General features: G+C 64.4%; 14 protein-coding genes. 6 read left to right on the top strand and 8 right to left on the bottom strand.

The window, feature by feature from the left end:
- Positions 1-121 precede the first annotated feature (121 nt).
- The 6 genes from UNPA324_RS14790 (at position 122) to UNPA324_RS14765 (ending at position 4,892) form a co-directional block, all read left to right on the top strand.
- The gene (locus UNPA324_RS14790; RefSeq protein ID WP_128922425.1) at positions 122-463 is read left to right on the top strand and encodes a hypothetical protein; all 342 of its coding nucleotides are present in this window, start codon (positions 122-124) and stop codon (positions 461-463) included.
- 221 nt (positions 464-684) lie between these two features.
- Complete coding sequence (locus tag UNPA324_RS14785; protein WP_007592476.1) at positions 685-972, top strand: acyl carrier protein; 288 nt, start codon at positions 685-687, stop codon at positions 970-972.
- 10 nt (positions 973-982) lie between these two features.
- Positions 983-1,453 carry a 3-hydroxyacyl-ACP dehydratase FabZ family protein gene (locus UNPA324_RS14780; protein ID WP_128922426.1) on the top strand — a complete coding sequence of 157 codons (471 nt, stop codon included), beginning with the start codon at positions 983-985 and terminating at the stop codon, positions 1,451-1,453.
- A complete protein-coding gene (locus UNPA324_RS14775) occupies positions 1,450-2,655 on the top strand; it encodes a beta-ketoacyl-ACP synthase (RefSeq protein WP_141934983.1) in 1,206 nt (401 codons plus the stop codon). Before UNPA324_RS14780 ends, UNPA324_RS14775 begins: the two co-directional genes overlap by 4 nt.
- An 18-nt stretch (positions 2,656-2,673) precedes the next feature.
- Entirely contained in the window at positions 2,674-3,951 is a 1,278-nt protein-coding gene (locus tag UNPA324_RS14770; protein ID WP_128922428.1) for a beta-ketoacyl-ACP synthase, read from the top strand.
- Positions 3,952-3,959: 8 nt separating this feature from the next.
- A complete protein-coding gene (locus UNPA324_RS14765; protein ID WP_141934982.1) occupies positions 3,960-4,892 on the top strand; it encodes a lipid A biosynthesis lauroyl acyltransferase in 933 nt (310 codons plus the stop codon).
- A gap of 135 nt (positions 4,893-5,027) precedes the next feature.
- Here the strand turns inward: UNPA324_RS14765 and UNPA324_RS14760 are convergent, their stop codons facing one another.
- The 8 genes from UNPA324_RS14760 to UNPA324_RS14725 all read right to left on the bottom strand — a co-directional run bounded on the left by UNPA324_RS14760 (position 5,028) and on the right by UNPA324_RS14725 (position 14,866).
- A complete protein-coding gene (locus UNPA324_RS14760) occupies positions 5,028-6,155 on the bottom strand; it encodes a polyamine ABC transporter substrate-binding protein (RefSeq protein ID WP_141934981.1) in 1,128 nt (375 codons plus the stop codon).
- 2 nt (positions 6,156-6,157) lie between these two features.
- Complete coding sequence (locus tag UNPA324_RS14755; protein WP_141934980.1) at positions 6,158-7,339, bottom strand: aminotransferase; 1,182 nt, start codon at positions 7,337-7,339, stop codon at positions 6,158-6,160.
- A gap of 8 nt (positions 7,340-7,347) precedes the next feature.
- Positions 7,348-7,674: a rhodanese-like domain-containing protein gene (locus tag UNPA324_RS14750; protein WP_128925005.1), complete on the bottom strand. Its 327-nt coding sequence runs from the start codon at positions 7,672-7,674 to the stop codon at positions 7,348-7,350.
- Positions 7,675-7,832: 158 nt separating this feature from the next.
- Entirely contained in the window at positions 7,833-9,761 is a 1,929-nt protein-coding gene (locus UNPA324_RS14745) for a potassium transporter Kup (protein WP_141934979.1), read from the bottom strand.
- A gap of 141 nt (positions 9,762-9,902) precedes the next feature.
- The gene (locus UNPA324_RS14740) at positions 9,903-11,801 is read right to left on the bottom strand and encodes a potassium transporter Kup (RefSeq protein ID WP_164936631.1); all 1,899 of its coding nucleotides are present in this window, start codon (positions 11,799-11,801) and stop codon (positions 9,903-9,905) included.
- Positions 11,802-12,062: 261 nt separating this feature from the next.
- Complete coding sequence (locus UNPA324_RS14735) at positions 12,063-12,893, bottom strand: OmpA/MotB family protein (RefSeq protein ID WP_128922435.1); 831 nt, start codon at positions 12,891-12,893, stop codon at positions 12,063-12,065.
- A gap of 23 nt (positions 12,894-12,916) precedes the next feature.
- A complete protein-coding gene (locus UNPA324_RS14730) occupies positions 12,917-13,690 on the bottom strand; it encodes a motility protein A (RefSeq protein WP_128922436.1) in 774 nt (257 codons plus the stop codon).
- Between the two features lie 456 nt (positions 13,691-14,146).
- Entirely contained in the window at positions 14,147-14,866 is a 720-nt protein-coding gene (locus UNPA324_RS14725) for an RraA family protein (RefSeq protein ID WP_181769401.1), read from the bottom strand.
- Positions 14,867-14,908: the final 42 nt, after the last annotated feature.

Raw genomic sequence — 14,908 nt, 5'->3', positions numbered from 1 at the left:
GACCGGCCCCTTGCACAGATAGCGCGAGAGCACAATTACACGCGGACATTGCGAAGATTTTCTGCAACGCGTTCATCACGTGTGCTATCTAAAACCGCTGCTTCGGAGTGATCCCTACCCTATGACGACCCGGCGGCCCATAAGCTCTGACGACGAGCACCGGGTGCTCCAGTTCAGGCCGCGCACCTCGCCTTCCCCGGCGGTCCACCGCGGCAGCGGTACCGTGCAGCCGTTGCGCGTCGCGCCCGAACCGCTCGACCTGTCACGCTACGAGCAACCCCGCGCCGAGCCGGACGATTTCCGTCACCGCATGCTCGCCAACATCGCGGCGCTGGCCTTCACCATCGCGTTGACCGCAATCGGAATTTGGCTCGCGGTCAGCATTGCCGACCTGCGTCGGACCCAGGATTGCGTGCTGATGGGCCGCCGCGACTGCGTCAAGATCACGACGCCGCATATCTAGGCCCGATTCGCCGCCCAAGCCCGGCGGAAGAGGCTCCGGCGGGCATCCCCAGCCCCGTCTCCTCGCCTGCCCGGCTCCATTGAACTCGGGGCGGCGCTCCGATATACGGGCTCTCGACCCGGCCAGAGGGGGGTTGAGGGCGTCATCGGGGGCGCGATGCCCACCCACCGTGCCACTCTGGATAATCTGGAAAATACCCGCAATATATCAAAGGCTTAGTGATGTCTTCCACATTCGATCAGGTCGCCACGATCATCGCTGAAACCTGCGACATCCCGCGCGACACGATCACGCCGGATAGCCATGCCATCGATGATCTCGGCATCGACAGCCTTGATTTCCTGGACATCGCGTTCGCGATCGACAAGCAGTTCGGCATCAAGCTGCCGCTGGAAAAGTGGACCCAGGAGGTCAACGACGGCAAGGCGACCACCGAACAGTATTTCGTGCTGAAGAACCTGTGCGCCCGCATCGACGAACTGGTTGCGGCCAAGGGCGCGAGCGCGTAAGCGCGCGACCATGCAACTCGAATACTTCCACATGATCGATCGCATCGTCGACCTCAAGGTCGACGAGAAGACGATTGTCGTCGAAGCCCAGGTCCCGAAGGAGAGCACCATCTTCGAGGGGCACTTCCCGGGTTACCCCTTGATGCCCGGCGTGCTCCTGATCGAATCGATGGCGCAGGCCTCGGGCTGGCTCCAGCTCGGCGTGTTCAAGTTCGAACGCATGCCGATCCTTGCCGCCGTGAAGGAGGCCAAGGTCCGCGGCTCGGTCTTCCCCGGCGATCTCATGAGCATCGAGGCGAGCCTCACCCATGAAGGCTCCGGCTATGCCATGACCGAAGCCAAGATCAGGGTCGGCGGTAAGCTGCGCGCGAATTCAGCGCTGACCTTCACACTGATTCCCTTCCCCAATGCGGATATGCGCGGTTACATGGCGAAAGTCGCCGAGCGTGTCGGCTTTCCGCAACAGGCCGTATCGCCATGACTGACACTGCTTCGAAGCCCGGCCAGACCGAAGTCTGGATCACTGGCATTGGCCTTGCGACCTCGCTCGGCGAGGGCCTCGAGGCCAATTGGGCCGCGCTTCAGGAGAAGCGCATCAATGTCGACGAGAAGGGCTTTGCGCCCTACATCGTGCATCCCTTGATGCCGGTCAGCTTCGACGCCCAGATCCCGAAGAAGGGCGACCAGCGCCAGATGGAAGCCTGGCAGCGCATCGGCACCTATGCTGCCGGCCTTGCGCTCGATTCCGCCGGGATCAAGGGCAACAAGGACATCCTATCGAAGATCGACATGGTGGTGGCCGCGGGCGGCGGCGAGCGCGACCTCAACGTCGACACCGGCGTCTTGACGGCCGAGGCCAAGGGGGCGAACGCGCCCGGTTTCCTCAACGAACGGCTGATGAGCGATTTGCGCCCGACCTTGTTCCTGGCGCAGCTTTCCAACCTGCTCGCCGGCAACATCGCCATCGTGCACGGTCTTGGCGGCACCTCGCGCACCTTCATGGGCGAAGAGGTGGCGGGCGCCGATGCCGCCCGCATCGCGCTGGCGCGCATCGCCTCGGGCGAGAGCGACATTGCCCTCGTTGGTGGCTCGCACAACGGCGAGCGCAAGGACCTGATGGTCCTCTATGAATTCGGAGACTTCAACCTGAAGCACAAGTTTGCGCCGGTGTGGGCGCGCAAGGACCACGCCGGCTTCGCGCTCGGCTCGGCCGGCGCCTTCCTGGTGCTGGAGTCGAAGGCGCATGCGCAGGCGCGCGGCGCAAAGCCGTTCGCAAGATTGTCGAGCGTCGTCGCCGACCTCGCCCGGCGCAAGCAGCCCGGCGACATGGCCGCCACGCTGGAAAAGCTCTGGGCCAAGCTGCCTAAGCGCGAGGGCAAGGGCGCCATCATCACGGGGGCGACCGGCGCGGAGCCGGCGACCAGCGAAGAGCGCGGCTTCCTGAAGGGCCATGCCGACTTCCCGGTGCGCTCGACCGGCACGATGTTCGGCCATACCATGGAGACGCAATTCCCGCTTGGCATCGCACTCGCCGCGCTGTCGATCTCGCGTGGTGCGCTGTTCCCGCCGAACGATTCCACGGGCACCGAGATTGAAATGCAGGGAGCCCCCACCCAGATTGTGGTGGTGGGAGCCGGACACTGGCGCGGCGAAGGCATGGCGCTGGTCGAGGCGGTTAGCTAGCTCACCCGGGGGATCGACATGACTGCACCACGCGACAAACTCGGGCGGCCCGTCGTCGTCGTCACCGGCATGGGCATCATGACCTCGCTCGGTGCCGGCAAGGCCGACAATTGGGCGAAGCTCGTTGCCGGCGAATCCGGTATCCGCACCATCACCCGCTTTCCGGTCGACGGCCTGAAGACCACGATGGCCGGCACTGTCGATTTCGTCAGCGTCGATCCGTTTTCCTCCACCGGCCTGTCCGAGCGCATGGCTGAATTGGTGACGCAGGAAGCGCTCGAGCAGGCCGGCATCGGCGCGAAGGCAGATTTCCCGGGTCCCCTTTTCCTCGCGGTCGCGCCGGTCGAGGTGGAATGGCCGCAGCGCCGCGAGCTCGGCCGCGCCGTCGGCAAGCCCGACTTCACCTATGACGATTTGCTGCGCATCTCCGGCGGCGGCAAGTACGCCGCCTATCACCACCGCTTCATGTTCGGCTCGGTGGCGGCCCACCTCGCCGAAACCTTCGGCACCAAGGGCTCGCCGATCTCGCTGTCGACGGCCTGCGCGTCCGGAGCCACCTCGATCCAGCTCGGCGTCGAGGCCATCCGCCGCGGCGAGACCGACGCCGCGCTGTGCGTCGCGACCGACGGCACGGTCAATCCTGAAGCCATGGTGCGCTTCTCGCTGCTCTCGGCGCTGTCGACCCAGAACGATCCGCCGCAAGCGGCCTCCCGCCCCTTCTCCAAGAACCGCGATGGCTTTGTCATGGCCGAGGGCGCCGGCGCGCTCGTGCTGGAGAGCTATGAAGCCGCCACCGCGCGTGGCGCAAAGATCCTCGGCGTGATCGCCGGCTGCGGCGAGCTCACCGATTCCTTCCATCGCACCCGCTCCTCGCCCGACGGCAAGCCGATCATCGGCTGCATGAACAAGACGCTGGCCGATGCCGGCATGACGACGGACCAGATCGACCACATCAACGCGCACGGCACCGCGACGCCCGAGAACGACAAGATGGAGTACAACACGACGTCGGCCGTGTTCGGCGAGCTCCTGCAGAAGATTCCGGTCACCTCCAACAAGTCGATGGTGGGCCACACCATCTCGGCCGCCGGCGCGGTCGAGGCGATTTTCTCGCTGCTCACGCTCGAGCATCAGCGCATTCCGCCGACGATCAATTACGACACTCCGGATCCCACGATCCTGTTCGATGTCGTCGGCAACAAGGCGCGGGATGCCCGCGTCACCGCCGTGATGTCGAACTCTTTCGGCTTCGGCGGCCAGAACGCCTCGCTGATCCTGACCCGCGAACCGGCCTGACCGGACGCATGGCGCTGATTCCTATCAGCACGAAGATTCGCGCGCGGAATGCAGCCAAATCGATCAGTGGCAGCCTGATCGGCGCGGCCACGGTCGGTATGCTGCGCACGACACGCTATTTCGATCCGGTCAAGACCTCGGACTTCTTCGCACGTGCGACCAAGCTGATCGGGCGGCGTCTGCGCGAGCACCGCATCGGCCGCGCCAATCTCACTGCGGCCTTCCCCGAGAAGTCGCCGGAAGAGATCGAAGACATCCTGATGGGCGTGTGGGACAATCTCGGTCGCGTCGGTGCCGAATTCGCCCATATGGACCACGTCTGGGATTACGACCGTGCCCATCCGGAAAACAGCCGGATCGAACTGCCCCAGAGCAGCGTCGAACGGTTCGACCGCATCCGCGACGACGGCAAACCGGCTTTGATCTTCGCAGCGCATCTGGCCAACTGGGAATTGCCGGCGCTCGCCGCGGTCGCGCATGGGCTGGACACCGCGATCCTCTACCGCCGCCCCAACATCGCCTCCGCCGACCGCATCATTCAGGAAATGCGCCAGGTCAACATGGGCACGCTGATCCCCGCCGGCCGCGACGCGCCGCTGCGGCTCGCGCAGGCGCTGAAGGACGGCAAGCACGTCGCGATGTTGATCGACCAGTACCTGACCGGCGGCGTCGAGGTCAGCTTCTTCGGCCGCAAGACCCGCGCCAATCCGATGCTGGCGCGCCTGCTCCGCCAGGTCGAATGCCCGATCCACGGCGTACGCATCATCCGCCTGCCCGGCTTTCGCTTCCGCGCCGAGCTCACCGAAGAGATCCCCCCAGTGCGCGATGCGGACGGCAAGATCGACATCCAGGGCACGACGCAGGCGGTCACCAATGTGGTCGAGAGCTGGGTGCGCGAGCATCCCGAGCAATGGCTGTGGCTGCATCGCAGGTGGCGGTAGCTCGTCGTCATTGCGAGGAGCTCGCGACAAAATTGCGTAGCAATTTTGCGCTGAAGCGACGAAGCAATCCAGAGTGCCGCCGCGGAGAGATTCTGGATTGCTTCGCTTCGCTCGCAATGACGAAGTGCGGCCCCTCTACCTTCCCGTCTTCACCTTGGTCCAAAGCCTATTGATGATGCGCTGCGTCGCCGGCTCCCGCGCCGTGATGACGAACAATTTTGCGAGCGTCGCCTCGTCCGGATAGATGTTCTTGTCGTTCAGGATCTTCAGATCGACCAGCTTCTGGCTGGCGAGGTTGCCGTTAGCGTAGGACAGGAAGTCCGAGTTCTTGGCGGCAACGTCCGGACGGTAGAGATAGTTGATCAGCTCGTAGGCTTCCTTGACGTTCTTGGCGTCCGCCGGGATCGCGAGATTGTCGAAGAACATCTGCGCACCCTCCTTCGGAATGGCGTAGCCGATCTCGATGCCGCTCTTGGCTTCGGCGGCGCGGGCGCGGGCCTGCATGATGTCGCCGGACCAGCCGACCACGAAGCAGATCTCGCCGGTGGCGAGCGCGCTCAAGTATTCGGACGAGTGGAACTTGCGCACGGACGGGCGGACTTTTGCGACCACATCGGCGGCCTTCTCCAGGTCGGCCTGCTTGGTCGAGTTCGGATCGAGCCCGAGATAGTTCAGCGCTGCCGGAAAGATGTCGTCGGCGGAATCGAGCATGTGCACGCCGCAATCTCTAAATTTTGCCAGGTTCTCCGGCTTGAAGACGATGTCCCAGCTGTCGATCTCGGCATCGGCCCCAAGGATCTGCTTCACCTTGGCGACGTTGTAACCGATGCCCGTCGTGCCCCACATGTAGTTGGCGGCGTAGACGTTGCCGGGATCGTAGATGCCGAGGCGCTGCGTCACCACCGGCCAGGCATTGGCCAAGTTCGGCAGCTTCGACTTGTCGAGCTTCTGGAAAATGTTGGCCTTGATCTGGCGCTGCAGGAAATAGGCGGTGGGCACCACGACGTCGTAGCCGGACCTGCCGGCCATCAGGCGCGTCTCCAGCGTCTCGTTGGCATCAAAGGTGTCGTAGACGACCTTGATGCCGGTCTCCTTGGTGAAGCCCTCCAAGACATCCGGCGCCATATAGTTGGACCAGTTGTAGAAGTTGACGACCCGCTGCTCGGCCCCTGCGGGGGCGATGAGCAACGTCAGCGCTGCGGCGATTGCAAAACCAAGGCAAAGCCAGGAAAAGCAAAGCCTCAAGCGGCCGACCTTCGTCATCGCTACCTCTTGCGTCCGCGCACCGCGTCCGACAGCCGCTCCAGCGCGGTGTCGAGAGTCTCATCCTTCTTGGCAAAGCAGAAGCGAACCACCGAGGTCACCGGATCCTGCTCATAGAACGCCGAGACCGGGATCGCCGCGACCTTATAATCCCTAACGATGCGCCAACAGAACTCGGTGTCGCTCTCGTTGAGCCCGAGCGGCGACAGGTCCACGGTGAGGAAGTAGGTGCCTTGCGACTTCAGCACGGGGAAGCCGAGGCTTTCGAGCCCCTTGGTCAGGCGGTCCCTGCTCCGCGTCAAATCCTTGCGCATCGACAGGAAGTAATCGTCGGACTTGCCGAGGCCGTAGGCCACGGCGGCCTGCAGGTTCGGCGCGGTGGTGAAGGTCAGGAACTGGTGCACCTTGGCGGCGACACGAAGCAGCGGCGGCGCGGCGCAGACGAAGCCGATCTTCCAGCCCGTCAGCGAGAAGATCTTGCCGGCCGAGCCGACCTTGATGGTGCGCTCGCGCATGCCGGGGATGGTGATCAGCGGGATGTGCTTGTGCTCGTCGAAGGTGACGTGCTCCCAGACCTCGTCGCAGATCGCGATGACGTCGAACTCCTGGCAATAGCGTGCAAGCAGCTCGAGGTCCTCGCGCGGATAGACCACCGCGGACGGATTCAAGGGATTGTTGAACAGCACCGCCTTGGTCTTTGAATTGAAGACGCTTTTCAGCATGTCCTCATTCAGCCGCCAGTGCGGCGGCTCGAGCCGGACGAGGCGCGGAATACCGCCGGCCTGGCGGATGATCGGCAAATAGGAATCATAGACCGGCTGGAAGCACACCACCTCGTCGCCGGGCTGGACCACCGCGAGGATGGCCGATGTCAGCGCCTCGGTGCCGCCGGAGGTCACCATCACCTCGCTCATCGGATCGAGCTTGAGGCCGTGCCAATGGCCGTAATGGGTTGCGATCGCCTGGCGCAGCTCCGGCAGGCCCATCATCGACGGGTACTGGTTGTAGCCGTTCAGCGAGGCCTCGGCCGCGGCGCGGCGGATGTCCTCCGGGCCGGGATCGTCGGGGAAGCCCTGGCCGAGATTGACCGCATTGTTGTCGCGCGCGGCCTGCGACATCGCCTCGAAGATGGTGACGGGAAGGTCGGCGAAGACCTTGTTCAGCGAGGAGCTCTTGGTTGTCATCGGCCCGATCAGCCACCGACCTTGCTGGGAAGACCCGCCGCCTTCCAACCGAGCATGCCGCCGGCCAGATGCTTGTCGTAAGGCAGCCCCGCCGCCTGCGCCGCGAGCGAGGCCGTCACCGAGCGTTTGCCCGAGCGGCAGGCAAACACGACCTGCTTGCCCTGGGGATCGGGGATCGCCTTGGGATCGAAGGTCGAAAGCGGCACCACGACGCCGTAAGGATAGGCCTCGGCTTGCACCTCGTTCGGCTCGCGAACGTCGACCAGCAGATAGCGTCCTTCCGCGACACCTTTGGAGACCTCGTCCGGGGTCAGATCCTGTACCTGGTTTGCCACATCATCCTCCAACGTCGCGGGGCTCATGCCGGGGCGCCCCGGCCGGCGGCAACCTCGCCTCTCGGGAGACGAAAATCAAGCGCTACAAAGGCTTGAGCCGCGCGGCGCAAGTTAAAGCTAAATCGCAGCGACTTGAAGTGCGGCCTTGGTTTGGCCGCCTAGATCGCCACCTGGGTGCCGACTTCGACCACGCGGCCGCTCGGGATCTGGAAATAGTCCGTGGCATCGTTGGCGGAGCGGCTGAGCGAGATGAACAGCCGGTCCTGCCAGCGCGGCATGCCCGAATGGGCGGCGGGTTTCAGTGCCCGGCGCGACAGGAAGAACGAGGTCGACATGATATCGAACTGCCAGCCGAGCTTGCGGGCGATCGCCAGCGCCTTCGGCACGTTGGGCGATTCCATGAAGCCGAACTTGAGCGTCACCTTGGAGAAGGTCGGTGAGATCTGCTCCAGCCTGACGCGCTCGGTCGGATTGATCCGCGGGGTCTGCGCCGTCTCGATGGTGAGAATGACATTCTTCTCGTGCAGCACCTTGTAGTGCTTCAGACTATGCATCAGCGCCGTCGGCGCGCTGAGCGGGTCCGAGGTCAGGAACACGGCGGTGCCGGGTACGCGCTGCGGCGGCCGCTTCTCCAGCATCGCCACGAGGTCGGCCAGCGGGAACTCGAGCTTGCGCGACTTCTCGAACAAGAGGCGGCTGCCGCGGCGCCACGTGTACATCAGGATGATCATGATCGCGCCGAGCGCAAGCGGCACCCAGCCGCCCTCGAACACCTTGAGCAGGTTGGCGGCCAGGAAGGTGAGGTCGAGGAAGAGGAAGGGCGCTATCAGGGCTGCGGCCGCAACCGGCGACCACCGCCAGACCTTCCAGATCACGACGAAGCCCATCATCGCCGTGACCACCATGGTCCCGGTAACGGAGATGCCGTAGGCCGAGGCCAGCGCGCTCGAGGAGCGGAACAGCAGCACCAGCAGCACCACCGCGATCAGCAGCAGCTGGTTGATCCGCGGAATGAATATCTGGCCGGAATGGGCTTCCGACGTATGGCGAATTTCGAAGCGGGGCAGCAGGCCGAGCTGGATCGCCTGGCGCGTCAGTGAGTAGGCGCCGGTGATGACGGCCTGGCTGGCGATGACGGTCGCGGCGGTGGCAAGCACGACCATGCCGCCACGGACCCAGCCTTGCGGAAACAATTGGAAGAACGGACTCTCGATCGCGCCGGGATTGCCGAGGACGAGGGCCCCCTGCCCCAGATAGTTCAACGCCAGCGACGGCAGCACGATGAACAGCCAGGCGGTCTGGATCGGCCGCTTGCCGAAATGGCCGAGGTCCGCATAGAGCGCCTCGGCGCCGGTGACCGCCAGGAACACCGCGCCCAGCGTGACGAAGCCGATGACGCCGTGATGGAGCATGAACGACACGGCGTAGAGCGGGTTCAGCGCGTACAGCACTTGTGGCTGCTGGATGATCGGATGGATCGCCACCATCGCAAGGACTGCGAACCAGACGCACATGATCGGGCCGAAGAAGGCGGCGACGCGGGCAGTGCCGCGCGACTGCACGGCGAACAGGCAGACCAGGATCACCACGGTCAGCGGCACGACGTAAGGCTCGAATGTCAGGGTGACATCCTTCATGCCTTCGATCGCAGACAGCACCGAGAGCGCGGGCGTGATGACGGCATCGCCATAGAACAGCGCACCGGAGATGATGCCGAGCAGGACGATGGTGGCCCCGCCGGTTCCGACCGCGCGCTGGGCCAGCGCCATCAGCGCGAGCGTGCCGCCCTCGCCATTGTTGTCGGCACGGAGCAGGATCACGACGTATTTGAGCGTCACCACGACGATGAGCGCCCACAGGATCAGGGAGAGCACGCCGAGCACGGCCGCCGGTGAGGCGACGCCCTCAGCGCCCGAGGCTGCCGTCACCGCCTCGCGGAACGCGTAGAGCGGGCTGGTGCCGATGTCGCCATAGACAACGCCGATGCTGCCGAGCGTCAGCGCGCCGAAGCCGGCCGTGGTGTGGGCGTCGCCATGCCCATTGGCCGCCGCCGTTTCCGGGGCGGGAACTGCTACGTCGCTTGTCATGGGAGAGCCAGTGGCCTCTAAGAATGCTTCACTGCACAATGGCGGAAGAGCGCGCGGGCTTATAGTCCTGCGCTACCGGCATAGCCTAGCCCGATTTCGGGTCCTTACCATGCAAAATTCACATAGGTCCGCCAGTTGCGTTCAAATGGTGACTTGTGTGCCGACTTCAACCACCCGCCCAGTGGGAATCTGGAAATAGTCGGTGGCATCATTGGCCGACCGGCTCAGCGCAATGAAAAGGTGATCCTGCCACAGCGGCATGCCCGACTGCGCGGACGCCTTCAGCGACCTTCGTGACACGAAGAACGACGTGGACATGATGTCGAACTGCCAGCCCTGCTTGCGCGCGATCGCGAGCGCCTTGGGCACGTTCGGCTGCTCCATGAAGCCGAAGCGCAGACGAACCTTGGAGAACTTGTCGCTGATCTTCTCCATGCGGAATCGCTCCGACACGTCGACCCGCGGCGTGTGGGCGGTCTCGATGGTCAGGATCACGTTGTGCTCATGCAGGACCTTGTTGTGCTTGAGATTGTGCAGCAGCGCGGTCGGCACGAACGCGGGATCGCTGGTCAGGAACACCGCGGTACCCTTGACGATGTGCGGGGGCCGCTTCTCGAGACTCCGGATCAGGTCGTCGAGCGGCACCTCGATCCGGCGCGTCTTCTGGATCAAGATCCCGGATCCCTTCCGCCAGGTCCAGATCGTTCCCGCCATGGCCGCGCCGAACAGCAGCGGCACCCAAGCGCCCTCCAGCAGCTTCAAGAGATTGGCGCTGAAAAAGCTGAGGTCGACGACGACGAAGGGCACGATCACGGCAGCAGCGGTGGCGGCGCGCCAGTTCCACAATTTCCAGATCACGACGAAGCCCATGATGCCGTCAGCAACCATGGTGGTGGAGACCGCGATACCGTAGGCCGAGGCCAGATTGCTCGGGGTATGGAACAGCAGCACCAGCAGCATCACGCCGATCAGCAGCAGCCGGTTCACGCGCGGCAGGTAGATCTGGCCGGCATGGGTTTCCGAGGTGTAACGCACCTCGAAGCGCGGCAGCAGGCCGAGCTGCACCGCCTGATAGACCAGCGAATAAGCGCCGGTGATCACCGCTTGGCTCGCGATCACGGTGGCCGCAGTCGCAAGTCCGACGAGCGGCAGCACCAGCTTCTCGGGTACCATGCGATAGAACGAGTGCTCGATCGCGCTGGGATCGGACAGTACCAGCGCACCCTGTCCGAAATAGTTGATCAGGAGCGCGGGCAGCACGAAGAACATCCAGGCCGACTGGATCGGCTTGCGTCCGAAATGGCCGAGATCGGCATAGAGGGCCTCGCCGCCGGTCACCGCCAGGAACACCGCGCCGAGTGTCACGAGGCCGATCGTGCCATGCGACAGCACGAACTGCACTGCATAGTATGGATTGATCGCCGCCAGCACGGAGGGGTCGTCGACGATGTGGACCGCCCCCATCACAGCGATGACGGTGAACCAAACCACCATCACCGGCCCAAAGGCCGAAGCGACCAGCGCGGTCCCCTTACTCTGCACCGCGAACAGCAGCACCAGGATGAGGACGGTGAGCGGCACGACGTAGTGCTCGAGCGCAGGGGTTGCGAGCTTCAGGCCTTCCACTGCCGATAGCACCGAGATCGCCGGCGTGATCATGGAATCGCCGATGAACATGGAGGCGCCGACCACGCCGAGGGCGAGCAGGAACCAGCTCCGCCGTCCGAGCGCACGCTGGCCGAGCGCCATCAGGGAGAGTGTGCCGCCCTCCCCGTTGTTGTCGGCACGCAGCAGCAGCAGGACGTATTTGGCGGTGACGACGATCAGCAGCGCCCACAGGATCAGCGAGAGCACGCCGAGCACCATGACCCGTGAGACCGGCTCGCCATGAGCTGCGCCCCGGACAGCCTCGTGGAAGGCATAGAGCGGCGAAGTGCCGATATCACCGAAGACGACGCCGATGCTCCCGAGCGTAAGGGCCCAAAAACCTGATCGGGCCGGCCCTTCGTGGGTCTCGGCCTGTGTGATGCTCGCCGTCATGAGGGTGGAGAACGCTTCGTCCCTGGAATTGATCCGGCGCCTTTTGACGCTTCCGGCGCGCCTGTCAATCGGCGCGCCACCATAGCAGGCGCGGAGCCGGATGCCGTAACGCCGCAGCCACGCTCATCGCCAGCGCGACGACATGCCTCAGGTAAGATAGTAGCGCAAGGGGGCCAAGTCAGCCCATTTTCCGGGCATAATCACCGTCGGAAAACCGGTGCCCGCTTTGCGCTAGCACTGCCCTCCGGGCCCGGATCATGCTCATGGCTTCAGATTCGGCGGCAGCGGCGGATCCTCGCGCATCAGGGTGATGGTCACCCGCCGGTTGGCTGCGAGCGAAGGATCGTCCGGAAAGAGCGGCTGGGTGTCCGCCTTGCCGGAGACGGCGAAAATGTGCGACGGCGGCAGCCCCTCGCGTTCGAGGATCTGACGCACGGCATTGGCGCGGTCGGCCGACAGATCGAAGGCGCCATAGTCGCTGCGGTTCGGCACGAAGCCGGCCGCCGTGTGGCCGGCGATCGAGACGCGGAGCGGCGTGGCCTTGAGCGGGACTGCGAGCTTCTCGACCAGGCGGCGGGTGCGATCATACGGCACCTTGGAGCCGTCGGCGAACATCGAGCGGCCGTCCTGATCGACGATCTCCAGGTTGAGCCCCTGCTTGGTCTCCTCGAACATGATGTGCTTGGACATCTCGGTCAGCTCCGGCATGTCCTGCAACGCCTGGCGCAGCGAGGCTGCGGCGAGCGCGAAATTGCGATCGACCTTGATCTTCGCCCCCGAGGTCTTGTCGCGATCTTCCTGGTCCGGGGTCGGCGTATTGGAAGCATCCTCGGGCTGGATATGGTCGACGTTCTTCAGCCGCGGACGGGTCGGCAGGCCGTCGGACTCCACGATGCCGGAATAGCGCGCCTCGCTCTGAATGCCGAACGCATCGCGCATCGAACCCGCGACGATCTTCAGCTTGTTGGCGTCCTGGGTCGAGAACGCCACGAGCATGACGAAGAAACTCATCATCAGGCCCATGAGATCGGCGAAGGTCACGAACCAGCCGTGACCGCCGCCGTGCGCATCGCCGCGTTTCTTCTTGGCCATGGCCTAAATCCTGGGGCGCGCGATCAGGCCGGCACCGGCTCGCCTTCGGCGTTCCGATGCTTCTCCGGCAGATAGGCCAGCAGCATTTCGCGCACCAAGGTCGGGCTCTTGGAGTCGCGGATCATCAGGATGCCGTCGATGATCAAGGTGCGATTCGTTTCTTCATCCAGCAGCTTGCCATGCAGCTTGTCGGCGATCGGCAGACAGAACAGGTTCGCGACCAGCGCGCCGTAAAGCGTGGCGAGCAGCGCCGTCGCCATGAACGGGCCGAGCTTGGACGGATCGGTCATGTTGGCGAACATCTGCACCATGCCGATCAGGGTGCCGACCATGCCGAACGCCGGAGCGCAGTCGCCGATGGCGCGGTAGATCTTGCTGCCCTCGTCGAGGTGCATCAGGAAGTTGTCACGGTCGCGCTCGAGATTGTCGCGGATGAAATCAAGGTCGTAGCCGTCGGCGACGTAACGGATGCCCTTGGCCAGGAACGGCTCGTCGGTCTCGACCTTTTCCAGGCCGACCGGACCCTGCTTGCGGGCGATCTCGGCAATGCGCGCAAGCTCGTCGACGAGGTCATGCGCCGACAGCCGGCTCATGGTGAAGGCGAACTTGGCGCCAAGCGGCAGCCCATGCAGCAGAGCGCTGAGCGGAAAGCGGATCATGGTGGCGGAAACCGACCCACCGAAAATGATGATGATCGCATGCTCGGAGATGAACATGTGGAGGTCGCCGCCCAGCAGCATCATCGTCGCGATGACGATCGTGCCCGCCACGAGCCCAACGCCCGTCATAATATCCATCGGAGACTCCAACGCGTACGCAACAACGGCCGTCCTGGCCGCTGGCGCGGCCCAACCCCGAACCGCATCGGAAACCCTAGAGCGCCGCCCTTAAAGCCGCGTAAAGGTTAAGTTGAGGCGGCGCGAGGGAGCGGCACAGTCCGCTCGGAGGATGCCGGCTTTGCCGCTTGCCGACAGGATTCTCAATGCTTTGCTAACCATGATTGCGCGCTAGCGTGCCAGCCCCGTCAGTTCAGACCCAGCTCGCGCAGGCGCTTGCGCGCATCGGAATCGCCGATCTGCGGATTGGTGCGCGCGTTGATGCCGTTCAGGACGACGCGCGACGGCCCTGCTCTCTCGAGGCCGTCTTCGCTGTAATCGCTGCGCGATTGATCAAAAACCCCGGCGCCGCAAACCTGATCGGGCTGCCTCCTGACCGAACAAGGTAAGCGCGCGTCCGGCGTCGTTGCCGTAAGCTCAATGAATCTCCGCCGAGCGCTTCAGTGCGGCCTTCAGCTTCTCCAGCGAGAAGTCGGGGCTGCGGGCGATCTCCAGGATCGGCGTCTCGCGGCGGCCGCAGAGTTCGGCAGCCTCGGGCAGCTTTGCCGCGACGTCGAGCGGGATCACGATGGCGCCGTGCTGATCGGCGTGGATGAGGTCGTCAGACCTCACGGTCATGCCGGCGACTCGCACCTCGCCGCCAAAACTCTCGGCGTGGACCCAGGCGTGCGACGGGCCGATCGAGCCGGCCAACGCCTGGAAGCCCGGCGCCCATTGTGGAATGTCGCGGATCGAGCCGTCGGTGATGACGCCGAGGCAGCCGAGCGCCTTGTGCACGTTGCTCTGCACCTCGCCCCAGAACGCGCCGTAGCCGACGTCAGGACCGTCGATGTCCTGGATCACCGAGATGCGCGGCCCATGGCCGGTGCCGACATATTCGTAATATTCGATGCGGCGCTTCGATTGCTCCTCAGCCGGAAGCGAGGATTTCAACACCGAGCGGATCGCGACCGTGCGGGCATAGCCGACGATCGGCGGCAAATCGGGGAACGGGCAGACCAGTTGCTTGGTGGTGTAGCCGATCAGCCGGCGCTCGGGCGCCACGATCTCCATGGCATTGCAGATCGTCGGCGTATCATAGCGGCCCAGCGCTTCGAGGACGGAAGCGGGCAGCGGCCCGGTCGCTTTATCAGTCACGGCGTTCTCTCCCAGATTGGCGGCTGATTGACGCGACGCCGC

Origin of the sequence: Bradyrhizobium sp. UNPA324, assembly GCF_006658635.1 — a bacterium.
GTDB lineage: Bacteria > Pseudomonadota > Alphaproteobacteria > Rhizobiales > Xanthobacteraceae > Bradyrhizobium > Bradyrhizobium nanningense.
The sequence above is the reverse complement of the archived record's forward strand: the minus strand, read 5'-3'. Positions and strand labels throughout refer to the sequence as shown.

Excerpts from the sequence above, each read along its gene's own strand:
- UNPA324_RS14790 (WP_128922425.1), top strand. The coding sequence starts at position 122 with ATGACGACCCGGCGGCCCATAAGCTCTGACGACGAGCACCGGGTGCTC.
- UNPA324_RS14785 (WP_007592476.1), top strand. The coding sequence starts at position 685 with ATGTCTTCCACATTCGATCAGGTCGCCACGATCATCGCTGAAACCTGC.
- UNPA324_RS14780 (WP_128922426.1), top strand. The coding sequence starts at position 983 with ATGCAACTCGAATACTTCCACATGATCGATCGCATCGTCGACCTCAAG.
- UNPA324_RS14775 (WP_141934983.1), top strand. The coding sequence starts at position 1,450 with ATGACTGACACTGCTTCGAAGCCCGGCCAGACCGAAGTCTGGATCACT.
- UNPA324_RS14770 (WP_128922428.1), top strand. The coding sequence starts at position 2,674 with ATGACTGCACCACGCGACAAACTCGGGCGGCCCGTCGTCGTCGTCACC.
- UNPA324_RS14765 (WP_141934982.1), top strand. The coding sequence starts at position 3,960 with ATGGCGCTGATTCCTATCAGCACGAAGATTCGCGCGCGGAATGCAGCC.
- UNPA324_RS14760 (WP_141934981.1), bottom strand. The coding sequence starts at position 6,155 with ATGACGAAGGTCGGCCGCTTGAGGCTTTGCTTTTCCTGGCTTTGCCTT.
- UNPA324_RS14755 (WP_141934980.1), bottom strand. The coding sequence starts at position 7,339 with ATGACAACCAAGAGCTCCTCGCTGAACAAGGTCTTCGCCGACCTTCCC.
- UNPA324_RS14745 (WP_141934979.1), bottom strand. The coding sequence starts at position 9,761 with ATGACAAGCGACGTAGCAGTTCCCGCCCCGGAAACGGCGGCGGCCAAT.
- UNPA324_RS14740 (WP_164936631.1), bottom strand. The coding sequence starts at position 11,801 with ATGACGGCGAGCATCACACAGGCCGAGACCCACGAAGGGCCGGCCCGA.
- UNPA324_RS14735 (WP_128922435.1), bottom strand. The coding sequence starts at position 12,893 with ATGGCCAAGAAGAAACGCGGCGATGCGCACGGCGGCGGTCACGGCTGG.
- UNPA324_RS14730 (WP_128922436.1), bottom strand. The coding sequence starts at position 13,690 with ATGGATATTATGACGGGCGTTGGGCTCGTGGCGGGCACGATCGTCATC.